Here is a 15,789-nt window from a genome sequence, read left to right as displayed (position 1 = left end):
GCTAAATCCGACTACACTTAGCAAAAAATAATTTTTAGTTTTTAATATAAATAACATTTTCCATGTTAAAAAAAATAATAGACAGGCCGGTATTGGCAACAGTAATTTCCATTGTTTTGGTGATCTTGGGTATTATTGGTCTAACAAGATTATCGGTTACCAGATTTCCTGATATTTCGCCGCCAACGGTAATGGTTAGTGGTTCGTATCCGGGAGGAAATAGTGAAACAGTAATCCGTTCCGTAGTAACTCCGTTAGAAGAACAGATTAATGGTGTTGAGAATATGCAGTACATTAAATCTTCTGCAAGTAATGACGGATCTTTTTCGATCAGTGTTATTTTTAAACAAGGTGTAGATCCTGATCAGGCTGCGGTAAACGTTCAAAACAGAGTACAGCAAGCGACCCCAAAACTTCCGCAAGAAGTAATCAGAATGGGACTTACAACGTCGAAACAGCAAAATAGTATGATTGTTATTTTCAACTTGTATACAGATGATAATAACAAGTACGATGAGCTTTTCTTGCAGAATTATGCCAATATCAATCTGGTTCCACAGATGAAACGTGTTCCTGGTGTAGGTCAGGTTCAGATTTTTGGTCAGAAAGATTACTCTATGAGAATTTGGCTTGACCCAAGAAAAATGGCAAACGCAGGTTTGGTTCCATCTGATGTTACGCAGGCAATTGCAGATCAAAGTTTAGAATCGGCTCCGGGGAAACTTGGAGAAGAATCAAAAGCGGCTTTAGAATATGTAATTCGATATAAAGGAAAGAAAAACAAACCGGAACAATATGAAAATATTGTGGTTAAAAATGAAGGTAATAATTTGTTGCGTCTTAAAGATGTAGCAAGAGTAGAATTTGGTTCAATTTCTTATAGCGGGGACAATAAATCGAACAGTAAAAATGCGGTTACGATGGCAATTTTACAGACTTCAGGTTCTAATGCAAACGATATTGAAATCGGGATTAATAAAGAAGTAGAGCGATTATCGAAGTCTTTTCCTCCCGGAATTAAATACGTGAACGTAATGAGTACCAAAGAACGTTTGGACGAAGCGACAGGACAGGTAAAATCGACTTTGTTTGAAGCTTTTATTCTGGTATTTATCGTCGTATTTATATTCCTGCAGGACATTCGCTCTACGATTATTCCAGCTATTGCAGTGCCAGTAGCGATTGTAGGAACTTTTTTCTTCCTGTTGGTTTTCGGATTTACCATCAACATTCTAACACTTTTTGCCTTGGTTTTGGCAATTGGAATTGTAGTCGATGATGCTATTGTTGTAGTCGAAGCCGTTCACAGTAAAATGGAAGAAGACGCAGGGATTTCGGCCAAGGAAGCGACTCATAGTGCAATGGCAGAAATTACCGGAGCGGTAGTTTCGATTACTTTAGTCATGTCGGCTGTATTTATTCCAATTGGTTTTATGACAGGATCTTCAGGGATTTTCTATAAACAATTTGCTTATACTTTGGCAATTGCGATTATTATCTCGGCTGTAAATGCCTTGACGCTGACTCCTGCTTTGTGTGCGCTTCTATTAAAAAATCATGACGACAAACACGGAAATCACGAACATAAAACCAGTTTTAAAGACCGTTTTTTTGTGGGCTTCAATACGAGTTTCAACAATTTTACCGGAAGATATATCAAAGGTGTTCGTTTCCTTGTGGGAAGAAAATGGATTGCAGCAGGATTAATTACCGGTATAACAGCTCTTGCAGTTTATATGATGATATCAACGCCAAAAAGTTTCGTTCCGCTTGAAGATGATGGTTTTATGGTGTACAGTTTATCTATGCCACCGGGAACAGCGCTTGATCGTACGACTGAAGTAGTTCAGAGAATGGAGAAAATATTAGAATCAGAAAAAGCGATTGATGTTAATACGAGTATTACAGGATTTAATATTTTGAGTAACAGTTCCAGTACCGCATACGGATTAGGTTTTATTAAATTAAAGCCTAAAAAAGAAAGAGGTGAAGTTAAAGATATTGATGAAATTTTGAATAGTGTTATGGCTAAATTATCTAAAATCAAAGAAGGTTCGGTCATGGTGTTCAGAATGCCGCCTGTAGAAGGGTTTGGTGTAACGAGTGGTGCCGAAATTGTATTGCAGGACAGAATGGCAAGAAGTCCGGAAGTTTTAAAAGCAATGTCAGATAAAGTGATCGCACAAATTATGCAGCAACCCGGAGTTCAATATGCGTATACGACTTTTAGAGCCGATTATCCACAGCTGGAATTGGAAGTTGATGAAGACAAAGCACGTCAAATGGGAGTTAATATCAAAGAGCTGCTAGGAAATATTCAGACGTATTTTGCCGGAGATCAATCGTCAGATTTTACCCGATTTGGTAAGTTTTACAGAGTTAATGTAAAAGCCGATGGAATTTTCAGAATGGATGAGGATGCATTTAACGAAATTTTCGTTAGAAATGCACAGATGCAGATGGTTCCTGTAAAATCAATCGTGAAATTCCATAAAGTGTACGGACCGGAATCGGTAAACCGTTACAACCTTTATAATTCGGTAAATATTACCGCAATGGCATTGCCGGGTTACAGTAACGGTCAGATTATGGGTAATTTAGAAAAGGTTTTAGATAAACTTCCAGCTGATTACAGTTACGAATGGACAGGTTTAAGTTTGGAAGAAAAAGCAGGAGGAAACCAAACGATTGCCATTTTCGGATTATGTCTTCTATTTGTATTCTTTTTATTGGCAGCACAGTATGAAAGTTATTTATTGCCGTTGGCGGTTTTACTTTCAATTCCAACAGGAATTTTAGGCGCTTTTGTCGGAGTAAAAGCAGTTGGGTTAGATAACAACATTTACGTTCAGGTCGGACTTATTATGCTTGTGGGACTTCTCGCCAAAAATGCCATTTTAATTGTAGAGTTTGCACTTCAAAGGCGTCTATCAGGTTTAAGTATTGTTGAAGCGGCAATTGAAGGCGCTAGATCAAGGTTGCGACCAATTATCATGACTTCGCTTGCCTTTATTGTAGGAATGATTCCGTTGATGTTTGCTTCTGGAGGAACAGCAGTAGGAAACAGATCGATAAGTGTGAGCGCTTCAATCGGGATGTTGAGCGGAGTTATTTTGGGAGTTTTTGTGATTCCGTTGCTCTTCATTGTATTTCAATATTTACAGGAAAAAGTTTCGGGCAAGAAAACCCTAGTTCAATCTATAAAAGAATAATAATGAGAATAATATATAAAATAGGAATTACTTTGTTTACCGGCTTGATTTTGACGTCATGTGTGGTAGGAAAAAAATATTCCCGTGCAGCATTAAATTCACCTGATAAATACCGCGAAGAAATTGCTGTAACGGGTGATACGGTTTTACTTCCGTGGAAAAGTTATTACAAAGATCCATTGCTGGTTGATTTAATTGAAAAAGCCCTCGTTAAAAATAACGAGGTGCTTATCGCAATGAAAAGCATGGAACAGCTGGATTTGAATTATAAGCAGGCAAAATTAGCATTGCTTCCAACACTTGATTTTGATGCAGGAGCAAGTAGAACTTATCAGTCTAAAAACTCGCTGAACGGTTCCTTAAGTGCCCAATTTACGAGTAAAGATTATTTGGATGATTACAGTGCCAATCTTCGTATGTCCTGGGAAGTTGATATTTGGGGAAAAGCAGCAATGCAAAAAAGAGACGCAAAAGCAACTTATTTTGCTCAGAAAGAAAATCTTTCGGCATTAAAAACTAGAATAATTGTTCAGGTAGCACAAGCTTATTATAACCTTTTAGGATTAGACGAGCAGCTTAAAATTGCTCAGAAAAATATCGAATTGAGCGATAGCACTTTAAACATGATGAAGTTGCAATACACCGCAGGATCAATAAGTTCTCTGGCATTAAACCAAAGTGAAGCTCAGAAAAAAACAGCCGAATTATTGGTTCCTTTAGCAAAAGCGAATATCGCAGTTCAGGAAAATGCGTTACAGATTTTATGCGGAGAATATCCAAATACTGTAGCACGTGCAGGAAACTTAAATGCATCAGAATTTGCGGTTGAGGTTCCAGTTGGAATTCCGGCTTCACTTTTAAGCAGAAGACCAGATATTAAAGCAAGTGAATATGCTGTAATGTCGGCTTATGCAAAAACAGGATTAGCAAAAGCTACGATGTACCCAACATTAAGTTTGAGTCCGTCGATTGGTGTGAATTCATTTGAGTTTGATACCTGGTTTAATTTTCCGGGATCTGTAACAAAATCGATTGCAGCAAATTTAGTACAGCCTATATTTAGAAAGAAAGAGTTAAGAACAGCCTATCAAGTTGCACTTTTAGAACAAGAAAAAGCAGCGATTCAATTTAAACAATCTTACATAACTGCGGTTGGTGAAGTAAATGATGCCTTGTCAAGACTAAAATATGCAGATGAGCGTATTATGCTTGTAACAGAAAAATCAGTTTCATTAGAAAAAGCAACTGCAGATGCAGGTCTTTTATACAAAAGCGGAATGGCGACTTATCTGGAAGTTATTGTAGCGCAAAATAGTTCTTTACAAAACGAACTTGATGTTGTGACTATAAAATTAGAAAAGCTAGATGCAGCAATAAATTTATACCGCGCCTTAGGCGGAGGAGTGCAATAAAAATAATATTCAAGAGTTCATCATCTTTAGATTAATTTGTAGAGGTGATGGATTTTTTTGTTAAATAGTACTCTAAAGAACAACTAGGATAATTCTGAGTATATTTATACAGAAGATTTTATTTTACAAATAAGAAAAGATTCTTATAAGAAGGAAATGTTTTAAATTTATGAGTTTAAAACATAACGACTTACATGAAAAATTAACATTGGAAGGCTTATTTAAATCCTCTAAGGTAAATTCAGGTCGAGACAATTTTTAGATATTTTTAATTTTGTAAATCGTTTAAATTTAATAAATCTAACACCTTTGGTGAAATTTTCAAATCGGATCGAAATTTAAAAACACCCTTTATGAAATGTCTCTTTAATTCTTTTGCATTGCGTATTGAAAACGGAGTGTTGAACGTAATGGCTTTATAAATTATTGCGTTTCTGGAGTTATCGAAATAATATACACAAATATCATGAGCCGCATCTTCTCCCACTGATAAAACGATATCATAATTTTTCAGATCGGGAGTTGGACATAAAGACTCAAAAGTTAGGGATTCAAGAACTATTTCATCTTTATAATGGTGCAAACCATTTTGATCCACTATTACTTTTGTAATTTTGTTTTTTTGGTGAATAATCATATCCTTTATTACAAAATACACCAAAAAAGATAAAAGAAGTACGGATAGTACTGCAGAAGAAATTTTAAATTTAGCAGATAGTTTAGATTCGATAATAATTAGCTCTAAGTAAATTATTCCTAAAACGGTACCTGAAAAAATAACTGTCCCTAACAACTTTACTATAAAAGTTGTTTTCTTCGATTCTAATGATTCTATTTTTGAAAATTCATTATTCTGAGAATCCATTTCTTGTTAGGCGTTAGAAATTAAACATTGCAGCTGTTGAAGCGAATTTAAGAAAGATAAATTTAAGTTCAACAATTAGTAAAAGCTGTAGGTTATGTTTAGAATGCGGTCCTCAAAATAGTGACTCATCTTAGCGGTATCTGATTTTCTTTGTATTGTGGTGAGAAAGCCTTTTTTATCATAAGTCATTACCAATTCACTTACTTTTTGCGCACTCCAGATATCTTCCATCAGTAACAGATTTTTATTCTTATTATAGGTGTATTTTTCGCTTCGGGGCTCAAAGCTGTTTGGAGTATCAGCCAGAGTTGAAAGAAATCCTTCTTTAAATTGGTATAGTTTAGAGGGAGTAGTTTTATCGGCACAGCCGTTATGAAGGAACAAAGCAACAGGGCGTTCGTTTAAATAATAATACGTTTTTTTCTGCTTACAAGTCTCTTGATTGTCATACTTCTTTAAAAAATCATAGTATTCCGTACACTCTTCGACTTCAAATTTATTTTCGGTATAATAGCGATAGTTCCATGAAGAAAAAGAGTTTTCCTCGATCATTTTATTGAGCAGGTTTTCATCTGGTAAAGTACCAAGTGTCACTATTTTATTTACTCCTGGATATGATTCTGCCAGCCAGGCACTATTTTGGGGTCTATTAGGCATTTCGGAATTCAATGAAAAAAAGCGTATTTTATCAATTCTGTTTTTTTCATCGTATTGGTAAGAACTGATTTTTACGACGCCATTATTATAATCAATGTTTGCTTTTTTATCGATCAACCCTTTTGGATTGTAGTAATTTCTTGTATAGAAAGTGGTGTCTGTTTTCTCTTTAGTGTGTCGTATGTTAGTTATACTCACTACTTGACCGTCCGGGTTAAAATCGTAAATATAATTGATCCCATTTTCGTTGTTATTTTTTACAACAATACTTTTTACTTTATGGTTCTTCATAAAAGAGGGATTGAAAGGAAAGACTGTTTTTGTAAAATAAATTTCTTCCTCAAAAGGAATGACACTGTAAAAAGGGATTATCTGTGCTTTACCATTAACTATGATACAGCAGATAAAAACGCTGGTTAAAAATGAAATAAGTCTGTATTTTGAGTATGACATTTTTTGTAAAATTCAATAATAGTAACTGTATTCAAAATCTTATTGTTAGCAAAAGTATTCTATATTTATTTAGCATTAATAGCCTGCCTATAAACTTAACTATATAAATTTTAATTACATAGAGGAAAAAAATATATTTTCGGATGTTTAGTATTTTCGAACCTAAGTTAGGGTATGATTAAAAATAAATAACTGTATTAGGCATCAGCGCTTTAAGTTTACCTATAGTTTCTTTATTCATAGGATTTCCAACTAAAATTAGCGTTTTAAGCTTTTTCATGTATTGAATTTCGTTGGGCAGATCTTTTAGTTTATTATTGGCTAAATTTACACTTACAACATTTTTTAATTTCATAATTTTTGGAGAAATCGAAGATATCGCATTATCACTCAAATTTAAGTATTCTATATTTTGAGATTGAAATAATGTCGAGGGAACTTCTACAATGCTGTTTTTTTGTAATTCAAGGTATTTTAATTTTTTTGGCAATTTCATTTCTCCTAAATCATTAATTTGATTCGAAGAGAGATTTAGATATTTTAAGTTTTTTATTTTATCCAAACGTTCTGAAACAGTACTTATCTGATTACTATGGAGGTTTATTTCTTCAAGAGAAGGGATGTCTAAAAGAGCTTCTGGAAAAACACTTAAATTATTTGATTCAAAACTCACCATGCGTAAGTTTTGAAGTTTTGAAATGTTTGAATTTATAGCGGTCAGACTGTTCAGGTTTATCGAAAAAGATTTTAGTTTTTTTAATTCACTTATTTCATCAGGAATAAATTTAATACTGTTTTTATTAACATTCAAAATTTCAAGTTGTTTTAGAGAAAATATTGCTTTATCCATTTTCTCTAAATGATTTCCCATTACATTTAAAAAAAAGAGAGAATCTATTTTTATAATATCCGGAGGAAGGTTGTATAATCCTTTATCTCTGAAGCTCATACTGTATACGGTTTTTTTACTCAAAAGCGCTGCATCAATATCTGTATAAGTGGGATATTTAACCGGGTCAATTTGTGCTTTAGCATTACAGACCGAAAAAATAATGACAATAAATAAAAGTAATTTTTTCATAAATATATAAAAGCTGCCAACATTTCTATTGGCAGCTAAAAAATAAAATTAAATGCTTATTTTTTTAGAAGTTTTACAGTTTTTTGAAAACCGTCAGCTTCTATATTTAAAATCAACATATTTGAATATTGAAGTTGTGTTGTCAAATCTAATTCCGTAACAGGATTTTGCAAAAAAGCTTTTTTGTAAACAATTTGCCCTAACATGTTGTAAGCGGTAACTTGCAGGTTGTTAAGGTTGCCAGAAGTAATCTGTACGATACCTGAAGTAGGATTAGGAGATAGTATAATCTCATTTTGATTGTGATCAATAACACCCAATGAATTATCTACACCTAAATTTTGCTTTAAAGCAATAACGATTGTAGCTGATTTTCCTCTGTAATCAATCGTATTTCCTGTAGCATCAACATCCTTATCAATACCTGAACCAGGATGTTGAATAGAGAAAAATCCGAATTTATGATCTGGTGTAAAAGTAAGACCTGTAGGCTCAGATCCAGCTGGCATAGAAGCAAAAAGTTTTACTTTTGGATTTGCCTGAGTATGATCTGGTGCTATTACCCAAATATAGTTTTTTCCACCATCCTGAAGAACCCAAAGATTTCCTAACTCATCAAAAGTTAAATTATCATTACCATCTCCCCAAGATTCCGTTTTAACTCCTTCTGTTGTATTTAAAGTATAAACTGTTGATCCTCCACCTACAAAAACTTCCACTTCTGATGCGGTCATTCCGTTATCTTTCATGCGATAAACTTTGTCTAACCCTTTTGCTGTAAAATATATTTTACCATCCAAAGGACTTATTTCAACATCTTCTATCCCGTTGAATTTCGTTCCACCTAAAGATTCCGCCAAAGAAGTCGTATTGTTTTGATCTGCTTGTGTTTTGTTAGGAACCTGAATCCAGGTTGCTGTTGTAGCTACTGGATTTCCATTTGTTATGCCTTGGTCTAATTTCAAAACATATAAATTTCCTGAAGAAAGGTTATTTGGAGTATCCATGGTATATTTGTATACCATGTGCGTTCCCCCATCTTCACCATAATAAGCTATAGTTCCGGCATTATTAACCACAACATTTTCGTGATTCATGATTCCCATTTGCCAAAGTTTTCCTTTTGTTCCATTAGCATTTTTAGAAGAAACCTGAGCTGTAACCGGATCAATTTCTACCAACCAGCCATAATCTTTATAACCATCACCATTTGTGTCATTGCCTGCTACAGATTCCTCTGCAGTAACGATAGTTCCCCAAGGTGTAACTCCTCCGGAACAGTTTCTGATCGTTTGCACCAAACTCGCTGATGAAAAATCTACTGCTCTTGATTTTGTTAATTGCCAAAGTTTTGTTGTTGCATTGTAATTAATTTCTGCCATTGTAACTCCACCCGGATTTGTTTCGTGGTTTATCGAAAGATAGCCATCTGTACTGCTAGATACACCACTTGTTTTTTTAGCTACATAACCAGTAAAGTCATTTAGGCCTCCCACAAATCCTCCACCTTGAGTGTAATTGTCCCCTTCTTTAAGAATCAATTGGTATTTGTGCTGTTTAGGAATAATTAATTTAGGCGTTTGTACTGTAGGCACAATAGAGGTAAAACAGCTAATATGATTTCCGTCGTTGCAAGAGGTGTCCGGAGGTATAACTACTGGTGGAACTGCTTTTTTAAGATAGGCATCCATTCTTAAATCAGAACTGCTAGCACTTCTGTTATGCAGTTCAATCGAAATTCTGTTAACCCCTTGTACAAAATTAGCTTTTGGAATAGAGAAAATATTATAAATGCTTTCATTTGCTCCATCGACTGTTGTAGTTGAAAAAGTATCGTACAGAATTGCGCCTGCTGGCATATTATCTCTTACTACTTCAACAGCATTCAAATAGACAATAATTCCGTCATCTCTCATGACTCCGAGCTCCATAGTGGCACTCAAATCTGATAAACTAACGGTAAAATCTTTAGTGAAATAAGCTGCATTTAAAGGTTTTGCGATCGTAGTTGTCACAGGATCCCCATAACCTAATGGCCCATTTCCTAATTTCCAGGCTGAAATATCAAAACCGGGATTTTTCCATTGGTCAGCTAACTGTACACCATTGTCATTAAAACGCCATGGTGATTCTTTTTCAAAACCATTATCAGGAACTGTTTTAAGGTAGGCATCTACTCTTAAATCAGAACTGCTTACTCCTCTGTTGTGTAGTTCAATCGAAATTCTGTTAACCCCCTGTACGAACTTTGATTTTGGAATGGAGAAAATATTATAAATACTTTCATTCGCTCCATCTACTGTTGTACTTGAAAGTGTATTATAGTCAATGGTACCTGCAGGCATATTATCTCTTACTACCTCGACACCATTTAAAAAGACAATAATTCCGTCATCTCTCATTACTCCGAGCTCCATAGTGGCACTCAAATCGGATAAATTAACGGTAAAATCTTTAGTGAAATAAGCTGCATTTAAAGGCTTTGTGATCGTAGTTGTCACAGGATCCCCATATCCTAATGGTCCATTTCCTGATTTCCAGGCCGAAATATCAAAATCGGTATTCTTCCATTGATCGGCTAACTGTACACCTTTGTCATCATAGCTCCATGATGAACCTTTATCAAAAACTGTAGTCTGAGCCTGAATTACCGAATTTGTTATTAATAGAAGAGCTGTAATTGAAAGTAATTTTTTTTTCACGGTCTAGTATGTTTTGTTATACTATGCGAAGTTATTTTTCTGTTCCGAGCTTTGTATTACGCTTACTTTAAATAAACACATAAATAAGTTAGCAAATCTTAAGGTTAATGTTAACAGATTAATGTTAAGTTAGTATTGTGCTTTACTCGTATCAGTCAGGGAGTTAATAAAAGCGACAAGTTGTTTTATTTCTTTTTCGTCAAGATTAAGTTTATTAGGAGACAAGGTCTGATTTTTAATTTCTAATCCCATTCCTTCGGCACCGCCTTCATTATAAAAGGCAATCACTTCTTCTAAAGTTGAAAAGGCTCCATTATGAAAATAGGGTTTTGTAAGAGCAGCATTTCTTACTGTCATTGTTTTAAAAGAATTTTCGTAAATCCATGAACTCTCTTTTTTTACATTGCTGTTTATTCTGCCTTTATCAGTGTCTATTTCAATTGGCAGAAATTGCAATGGATTCTTGGTTACCCCCAGAACTTCTGATTCATTTTCATTATAAAACGGAGGAACTAATCCTGAAAAATTAGGGGCAAAATGACAGGTTGCGCAGGCCGCTTTTCCCATAAAAAGATTAAAACCTTTTTTTGCATCTTTAGAAATTTCTTTTTCATTTCTCATAAACTTATCAAAATCACTATTGAAAGAATACAGTGATGCGACGTAGGAACTCAGGGCTTTTGAGAAATTTTGTTTGTCGATGCTACCATTTTTAAAGGCCTTTTTGAAAGCTTTTTTATATTCAGGATTTATCTTTAGCTTTTTGATGATACTTTGGTAGCTGGTATTAAACTCTTGTTCATTGTAAATTACATGTTCAACTTGTTGTTCCAAATAGTAAGCACGCATATCATAAAAGAATCTTTTGGCAAAAACAGCATTATATAACGATGGAGAATTTCTTAAAACTGTTTTGCCTTCGACATTGCTTAATGACTTTGCTTTTAAATCGGTAAAAGCATTTTCGGGTAAATGACAGGAAGCACAGCTCATTTTTGTATTGTTACTTAAGCTTTCATCAAAGAAAATCTCTTTACCTAAAGATCTTAAATTGGCATTATCTTCAGATGGTTTTAAGAGCATATAAAAATAGGGATTCAGAAAATCATCACTGAAGAAATTTTTATTATTGATATTCCAACCCGAGATTTCTTTTAAATCATCTGGAGAATTATCCCAATTACCTAATTCTTCATACAAAGGCTGAAGGTAAGTTTTATAAAATTCTATTCGGTCAAAAGTTTCAAAATTGGTGCTTTTAGAAAGGTATTCAATACTAGCTACCAATATTTTTTCGGCTTTTTGAGTGTCTATCTTTTTAAAATAATCATCCTTTTTTATGTAGTTCTCAATTCCCCTCAAAGCATGAATGGATTCTTCAAAAACATTAAGTGATCCTGGTGTATCAAACCCCGTAATGCCCATGGTATAAATCCTGATAAGTTCGATACGCAATAGTAACGTTTTATTTTTTTCTTCCGATAAACCGTTTTTTACCGAACTTAGATAAAAATCATTATAACTATTATAAAGGAAATCGGATAGTTCAACTATTTTATCTTTTTGGATATTGGCTTCTTCCGAAAAGATAAGTTCATCTAACACCTGTAACCCTTCAGGAGGTAATGTATTTGCTGCTGTCCCTGTGCTTTCTATATGAAATAGTGGTGCGGCATTAATATTAGTTTTGGAAAATTCAGGGTAATGATACGCAATATAAAATTCTATTTCCTTATATGAATTTCTGGCTTTTTTTAACGACTCCTGTAAACCTTCTTTTGGAATTTTATTTTCTTGAAAAAGATGCGCATCCGATTTTAAAACTACTAATTGATCTTTGAAATTTTTTAATCCTTGACTAATTATAGCATTTGTAGTTGTGTATTCATTATCACTAGGGTTGAAAGACATTATTACAAAACCTATAAAAAGTACAATAAGAAACGAAAAAGATTTCATGTTTTTATTTGTAAAAGTAATTTCTTCAGATTATCCTAATTTTAAATTTGGATTAAATAATTAACCTCTTTTGGTTAAATAAAAAGTCAGCCCTCAAAGTACTTAATTTAGAATGTTATTTGTACAAAGGAAGCTCTAGGACATAAAAAGATATTAAATCTGCTATATCTATTGAAAAACGCTTACAACTAATATTTTTGATGGAATGATTGAGGATATTATATTTTTATAGATACTCCAATGCCGCGATTCTGCCACGGGGATTTTGAGTGGTTTTATAGAGATTGAAAAGCAGTATAAAATAAAAAAACCTGCGAATCCTAAGATTAGCAAGTTTTACCACTGTTAGTTTGGGTTTTTGAAAAGATTGTAAAAGTGACCTTTTAACTTCTTTTCCCCTTTTAGTAGGGAGAACAGGATCATCGTTTTATCAAATGGCATATACAAAACGGATTAGGTTTTAAAAGTTTTGAATCGGCTAGACGAACATTGGGTGGAATTGAAGTTGTGCATACGCTGAGGAAGAATCAGATGGTTAGACCAGAGATAAGTATGTTTAAATCATTTTGTAAATTGGCGGCCTAAATTTTAAATTACTTAAATTCTTATATTTGATTCTGACAGATGCGACATAACCTTAGAATAATATAGTATCAAATTTCATGAATGAGTTAGCAGGTTGTTGTTTAGAGTAATAATTTCGAATCAAACAGTATAATAAAAAAAACGACGCAGAATACCTTCCACGTCGTTCCATTCATTTCTATTTAATTGATTTAGATACCTTCCACCATCAAACGAGTGTCTGGTAAATTTTTCAATGGCTGTATTTTAACCTCTGGTTTTGCCATTCTCGAAATTGCATTTAATGCAGCTGCAATAGCGCCTTCTTGCCAACCAGGAAGGGAGGAAATTTGATCACCAACAATAAAAAAGTTAGCATTGCTCGCATTTTTTGTTTTCGGATCTATAATTCCAGATCCTTGTGCAATAGCGTTAAATTGTTTCGTTGAGTAGTTCGCATCTCCAACGGCTTGCCAGTATGCCCAGCCACCCTTGATATTTGGCATATTTTGCCAAGCTATGGCAACGCCTTCTTCCAAGCCTTCTGCAAATTTATTACCGAATTTACTGGCATCATTTCGTGCTTTGGTAAGTCGCTCATCAACGGGTAATTTTCCCCAATCGTGTGCTACTTTATCAAAATTATAAGCGCCTGTGAGCACGCCTTTTTCGTCTTGATACGCCGTAGATGGATACCAAATTTGTTGAATTTCATTGTCTGTCCAAGAGATTCCTCCAAAAATAGGTACAACTCCCACTTCGGATTTTTCAACTGCCATTGTCTTGAGATTTATTGGGCTTCCTTGCCATAAAGATCGATTTGCTTGCCAGCCCACTTTAGAGGTACAAGCTAAAAAACGCGGAACGTATCCGTCTTTTCGCGGTTTATAACCTGGAGCTTGTGTTGGTTCAAATTGTGCCACAAAAACGGCTTCTAATGCATCTTTAAATTCAGGTTCAAGTCCCGAATTTAGGAGATCAGAATCTAGAATGTTTTTCAAAAAAGGCATCGCAAGGTTGCAAACGCAATAATCAGCTTCGTAATAAATCGGTTCTTCTGTTCCAACTTGTCCAACCGAAATGATGTACTTCTCTTTAGTTGAGTCCCATTTTATTTTTTTTACAGGACTATTCAAAAGAATGTTTCCTCCCAAAGCTGCCACTTGTTGAGCAAAAGCGTGTTGCACCTGATCCATTCCTCCAACGGGTTGAAATAAAGTAGGTTGCCAAAGAAAATCTGTAGGTTGATAGAATTTTGTGCCTTCCCAAAATTTTGATTCGAGCAATTTATCAAAACTCAAAACATCGGCTACAATTCCAGCCGCAACACCAGGTAAAACTTCATATCCAGCGCGTGTTTTTCCATCCTCGAAGCCAGGTGATCCAGCCGTTGCGCTATAGGTTCCATCTACATCAAGCTCTCCGAAACTGATCATCAAACTTTGTAATTCTTCAACGCGTATATTAAGATTACTTTCACTAATTCCCACTTGTGAATTGCGAAGTAATTCTTCCGCATTTTTGTATACCATGTGCGCCAACCAGCCTCTTGTATTATGATCCAAACGACGGTAAACCATAGGTTCACCTCCAAAACTTTCGTCCTTTTGAACCAAATTAGATTCAGAGTTCATCACATATATTTCAACGTCTACCGAAAAACGTTTTAAGTAAGAAAGGAGTCGTTTGTGACTGCTTGGAATACGACCAGGACCTGCATTAAGGTAAGGTTCTGAGTCTCCCACCGGGCGTTTAAATCGAACAACTTGTGGTTTTCCAGGTTTTGAATCGAACAAATCACTGTTTGTATCTTCGATGAGTGTATCCCCTGTTCGTAAGCTCATGCAGCGTCCTCCCGTTTTATGAGATGCTTCCAGAATGGTTACTTTTGCACCAGACTCTTGAGCGAGTAGTTCATACGCGGTGGTAAGTCCCGCAACACCAGACCCGATGATTATAACCTCCTTTCCTTCTAGTTGATTTGGACTAAGTTTAATCGCTTGATTGGTAATCTTGTTTTGGATTTTTGTTGCTTCAGCCAATGCGGCGAATGCAATTGATCTCGGATTGTTTTCTAAAAATTCCTGACGACTTTTGTACTGTCCCATTTTGTATAAATTTTATGTTAAAAAATAAAAATTTTTGATTTCTATGGTATCCGTATTTTCTTTGGGTTAATCTCGAAAACGCTTTCTAACGCTAGATTTTATTTTCTGAAATGAAATTAATGATTGAAAATAAAAAAAATGAAAAAGATGTCGTTAATGAAGGTTTTTCTGTCGTGAATGGATGTTTTTTTGTTGTGAATAAAATTGATGAATACGAAAGGTCATTGCTATCCGAAGTCTATTATACTGCAGGCAGTATAATTTAAGCTTAGGTTTACATTAAGCTATCGGGATCTTTAAGAGATCATGAGAATGCGTGGAGTTCATGTTGATCATGCTACTATTCAGCGTTGGGTTTACACCTTTGTTTGAGGCAGATATGAAGAAGAGAAAAGACAGAGTGGGGCGAGTTGGAGAATTGGATGAGACCAATATCAAAGTAAAAGGCATCTGGTGTTATTTATATTAGGCTGTAGATAAATCTGGTAACACTGTCGACTTTCTTTTAACTAGAAGAAGGCAGAGAATGAGTGTGCAGTCTTTACAAGGCCGCCTTATCTTTTTGTAGTAAAAAAGTATCCTTTCCATCTAAGTTTTGCCGCAATTTTGCCACAGAACTTTTGAGTGTTTTTACAAAGATTGAAAACTGTCATAAATCAAAAAAAACCTGCGAATCTTAAGATTTGCAGGTTTTACTATGTTTTCTTAGGTCATAAAAAAAGTCCTGAAATGCTTCAGGACTTTTTTTAGTGGGGAGAGCAGGATTCGAACTATAA

9 protein-coding genes are annotated in these 15,789 nt (G+C 34.7%); 3 read left to right on the top strand and 6 right to left on the bottom strand.

All coding sequences use genetic code 11. From position 1 onward, the window contains the following. The first annotated feature begins 62 nt into the window (after positions 1-62). Together AC3IS6_RS18945 and AC3IS6_RS18940 are read left to right on the top strand one after the other, a co-directional pair. Positions 63-3,212 (top strand): efflux RND transporter permease subunit, encoded by a 3,150-nt coding sequence (locus tag AC3IS6_RS18945; RefSeq protein WP_489161669.1) that lies wholly within the window; start codon positions 63-65, stop codon positions 3,210-3,212. A 2-nt stretch (positions 3,213-3,214) separates the two neighbouring features. Next, positions 3,215-4,624: an efflux transporter outer membrane subunit gene (locus tag AC3IS6_RS18940; protein WP_489161668.1), complete on the top strand. Its 1,410-nt coding sequence runs from the start codon at positions 3,215-3,217 to the stop codon at positions 4,622-4,624. Between the two features lie 268 nt (positions 4,625-4,892). Here AC3IS6_RS18940 and AC3IS6_RS18935 read toward each other — a convergent pair whose 3' ends face one another. The 6 genes from AC3IS6_RS18935 to AC3IS6_RS18910 form a co-directional block, all read right to left on the bottom strand. Next, on the bottom strand, positions 4,893-5,489 hold the full coding sequence (locus AC3IS6_RS18935; RefSeq protein WP_489161666.1) for a hypothetical protein: 597 nt from the start codon (positions 5,487-5,489) through the stop codon (positions 4,893-4,895). Between the two features lie 75 nt (positions 5,490-5,564). Next, entirely contained in the window at positions 5,565-6,437 is an 873-nt protein-coding gene (locus AC3IS6_RS18930) for a hypothetical protein (protein WP_489161665.1), read from the bottom strand. A 340-nt stretch (positions 6,438-6,777) separates the two neighbouring features. After that, entirely contained in the window at positions 6,778-7,680 is a 903-nt protein-coding gene (locus tag AC3IS6_RS18925) for a leucine-rich repeat domain-containing protein (RefSeq protein ID WP_489161664.1), read from the bottom strand. 56 nt (positions 7,681-7,736) lie between these two features. Next, on the bottom strand, positions 7,737-10,382 hold the full coding sequence (locus AC3IS6_RS18920; protein ID WP_489161662.1) for an alkaline phosphatase PhoX: 2,646 nt from the start codon (positions 10,380-10,382) through the stop codon (positions 7,737-7,739). Between the two features lie 129 nt (positions 10,383-10,511). Beyond that, complete coding sequence (locus AC3IS6_RS18915; protein ID WP_489161661.1) at positions 10,512-12,341, bottom strand: cytochrome-c peroxidase; 1,830 nt, start codon at positions 12,339-12,341, stop codon at positions 10,512-10,514. A 776-nt stretch (positions 12,342-13,117) separates the two neighbouring features. Continuing rightward, positions 13,118-15,013: a flavin monoamine oxidase family protein gene (locus tag AC3IS6_RS18910; protein WP_489161660.1), complete on the bottom strand. Its 1,896-nt coding sequence runs from the start codon at positions 15,011-15,013 to the stop codon at positions 13,118-13,120. A 334-nt stretch (positions 15,014-15,347) separates the two neighbouring features. Here AC3IS6_RS18910 and AC3IS6_RS18905 point away from each other — a divergent pair, with 334 nt between their 5' ends. Then, positions 15,348-15,482 carry a hypothetical protein gene (locus AC3IS6_RS18905; protein ID WP_489161658.1) on the top strand — a complete coding sequence of 45 codons (135 nt, stop codon included), beginning with the start codon at positions 15,348-15,350 and terminating at the stop codon, positions 15,480-15,482. Positions 15,483-15,789 lie beyond the last annotated feature (307 nt).

The sequence above is a fragment of the Flavobacterium sp. KH_035 genome, assembly GCF_057839565.1.
This window is presented reverse-complemented; position numbering and strand designations above follow the sequence as displayed.

Bases quoted from the DNA above. Each gene is read 5' to 3' on its own strand.
- AC3IS6_RS18945 (WP_489161669.1), top strand. From the start codon at position 63: ATGTTAAAAAAAATAATAGACAGGCCGGTATTGGCAACAGTAATTTCC.
- AC3IS6_RS18940 (WP_489161668.1), top strand. From the start codon at position 3,215: ATGAGAATAATATATAAAATAGGAATTACTTTGTTTACCGGCTTGATT.
- AC3IS6_RS18935 (WP_489161666.1), bottom strand. From the start codon at position 5,489: ATGGATTCTCAGAATAATGAATTTTCAAAAATAGAATCATTAGAATCG.
- AC3IS6_RS18930 (WP_489161665.1), bottom strand. From the start codon at position 6,437: ATGAAGAACCATAAAGTAAAAAGTATTGTTGTAAAAAATAACAACGAA.
- AC3IS6_RS18925 (WP_489161664.1), bottom strand. From the start codon at position 7,680: ATGAAAAAATTACTTTTATTTATTGTCATTATTTTTTCGGTCTGTAAT.
- AC3IS6_RS18915 (WP_489161661.1), bottom strand. From the start codon at position 12,341: ATGAAATCTTTTTCGTTTCTTATTGTACTTTTTATAGGTTTTGTAATA.
- AC3IS6_RS18910 (WP_489161660.1), bottom strand. From the start codon at position 15,013: ATGGGACAGTACAAAAGTCGTCAGGAATTTTTAGAAAACAATCCGAGA.
- AC3IS6_RS18905 (WP_489161658.1), top strand. From the start codon at position 15,348: ATGCTACTATTCAGCGTTGGGTTTACACCTTTGTTTGAGGCAGATATG.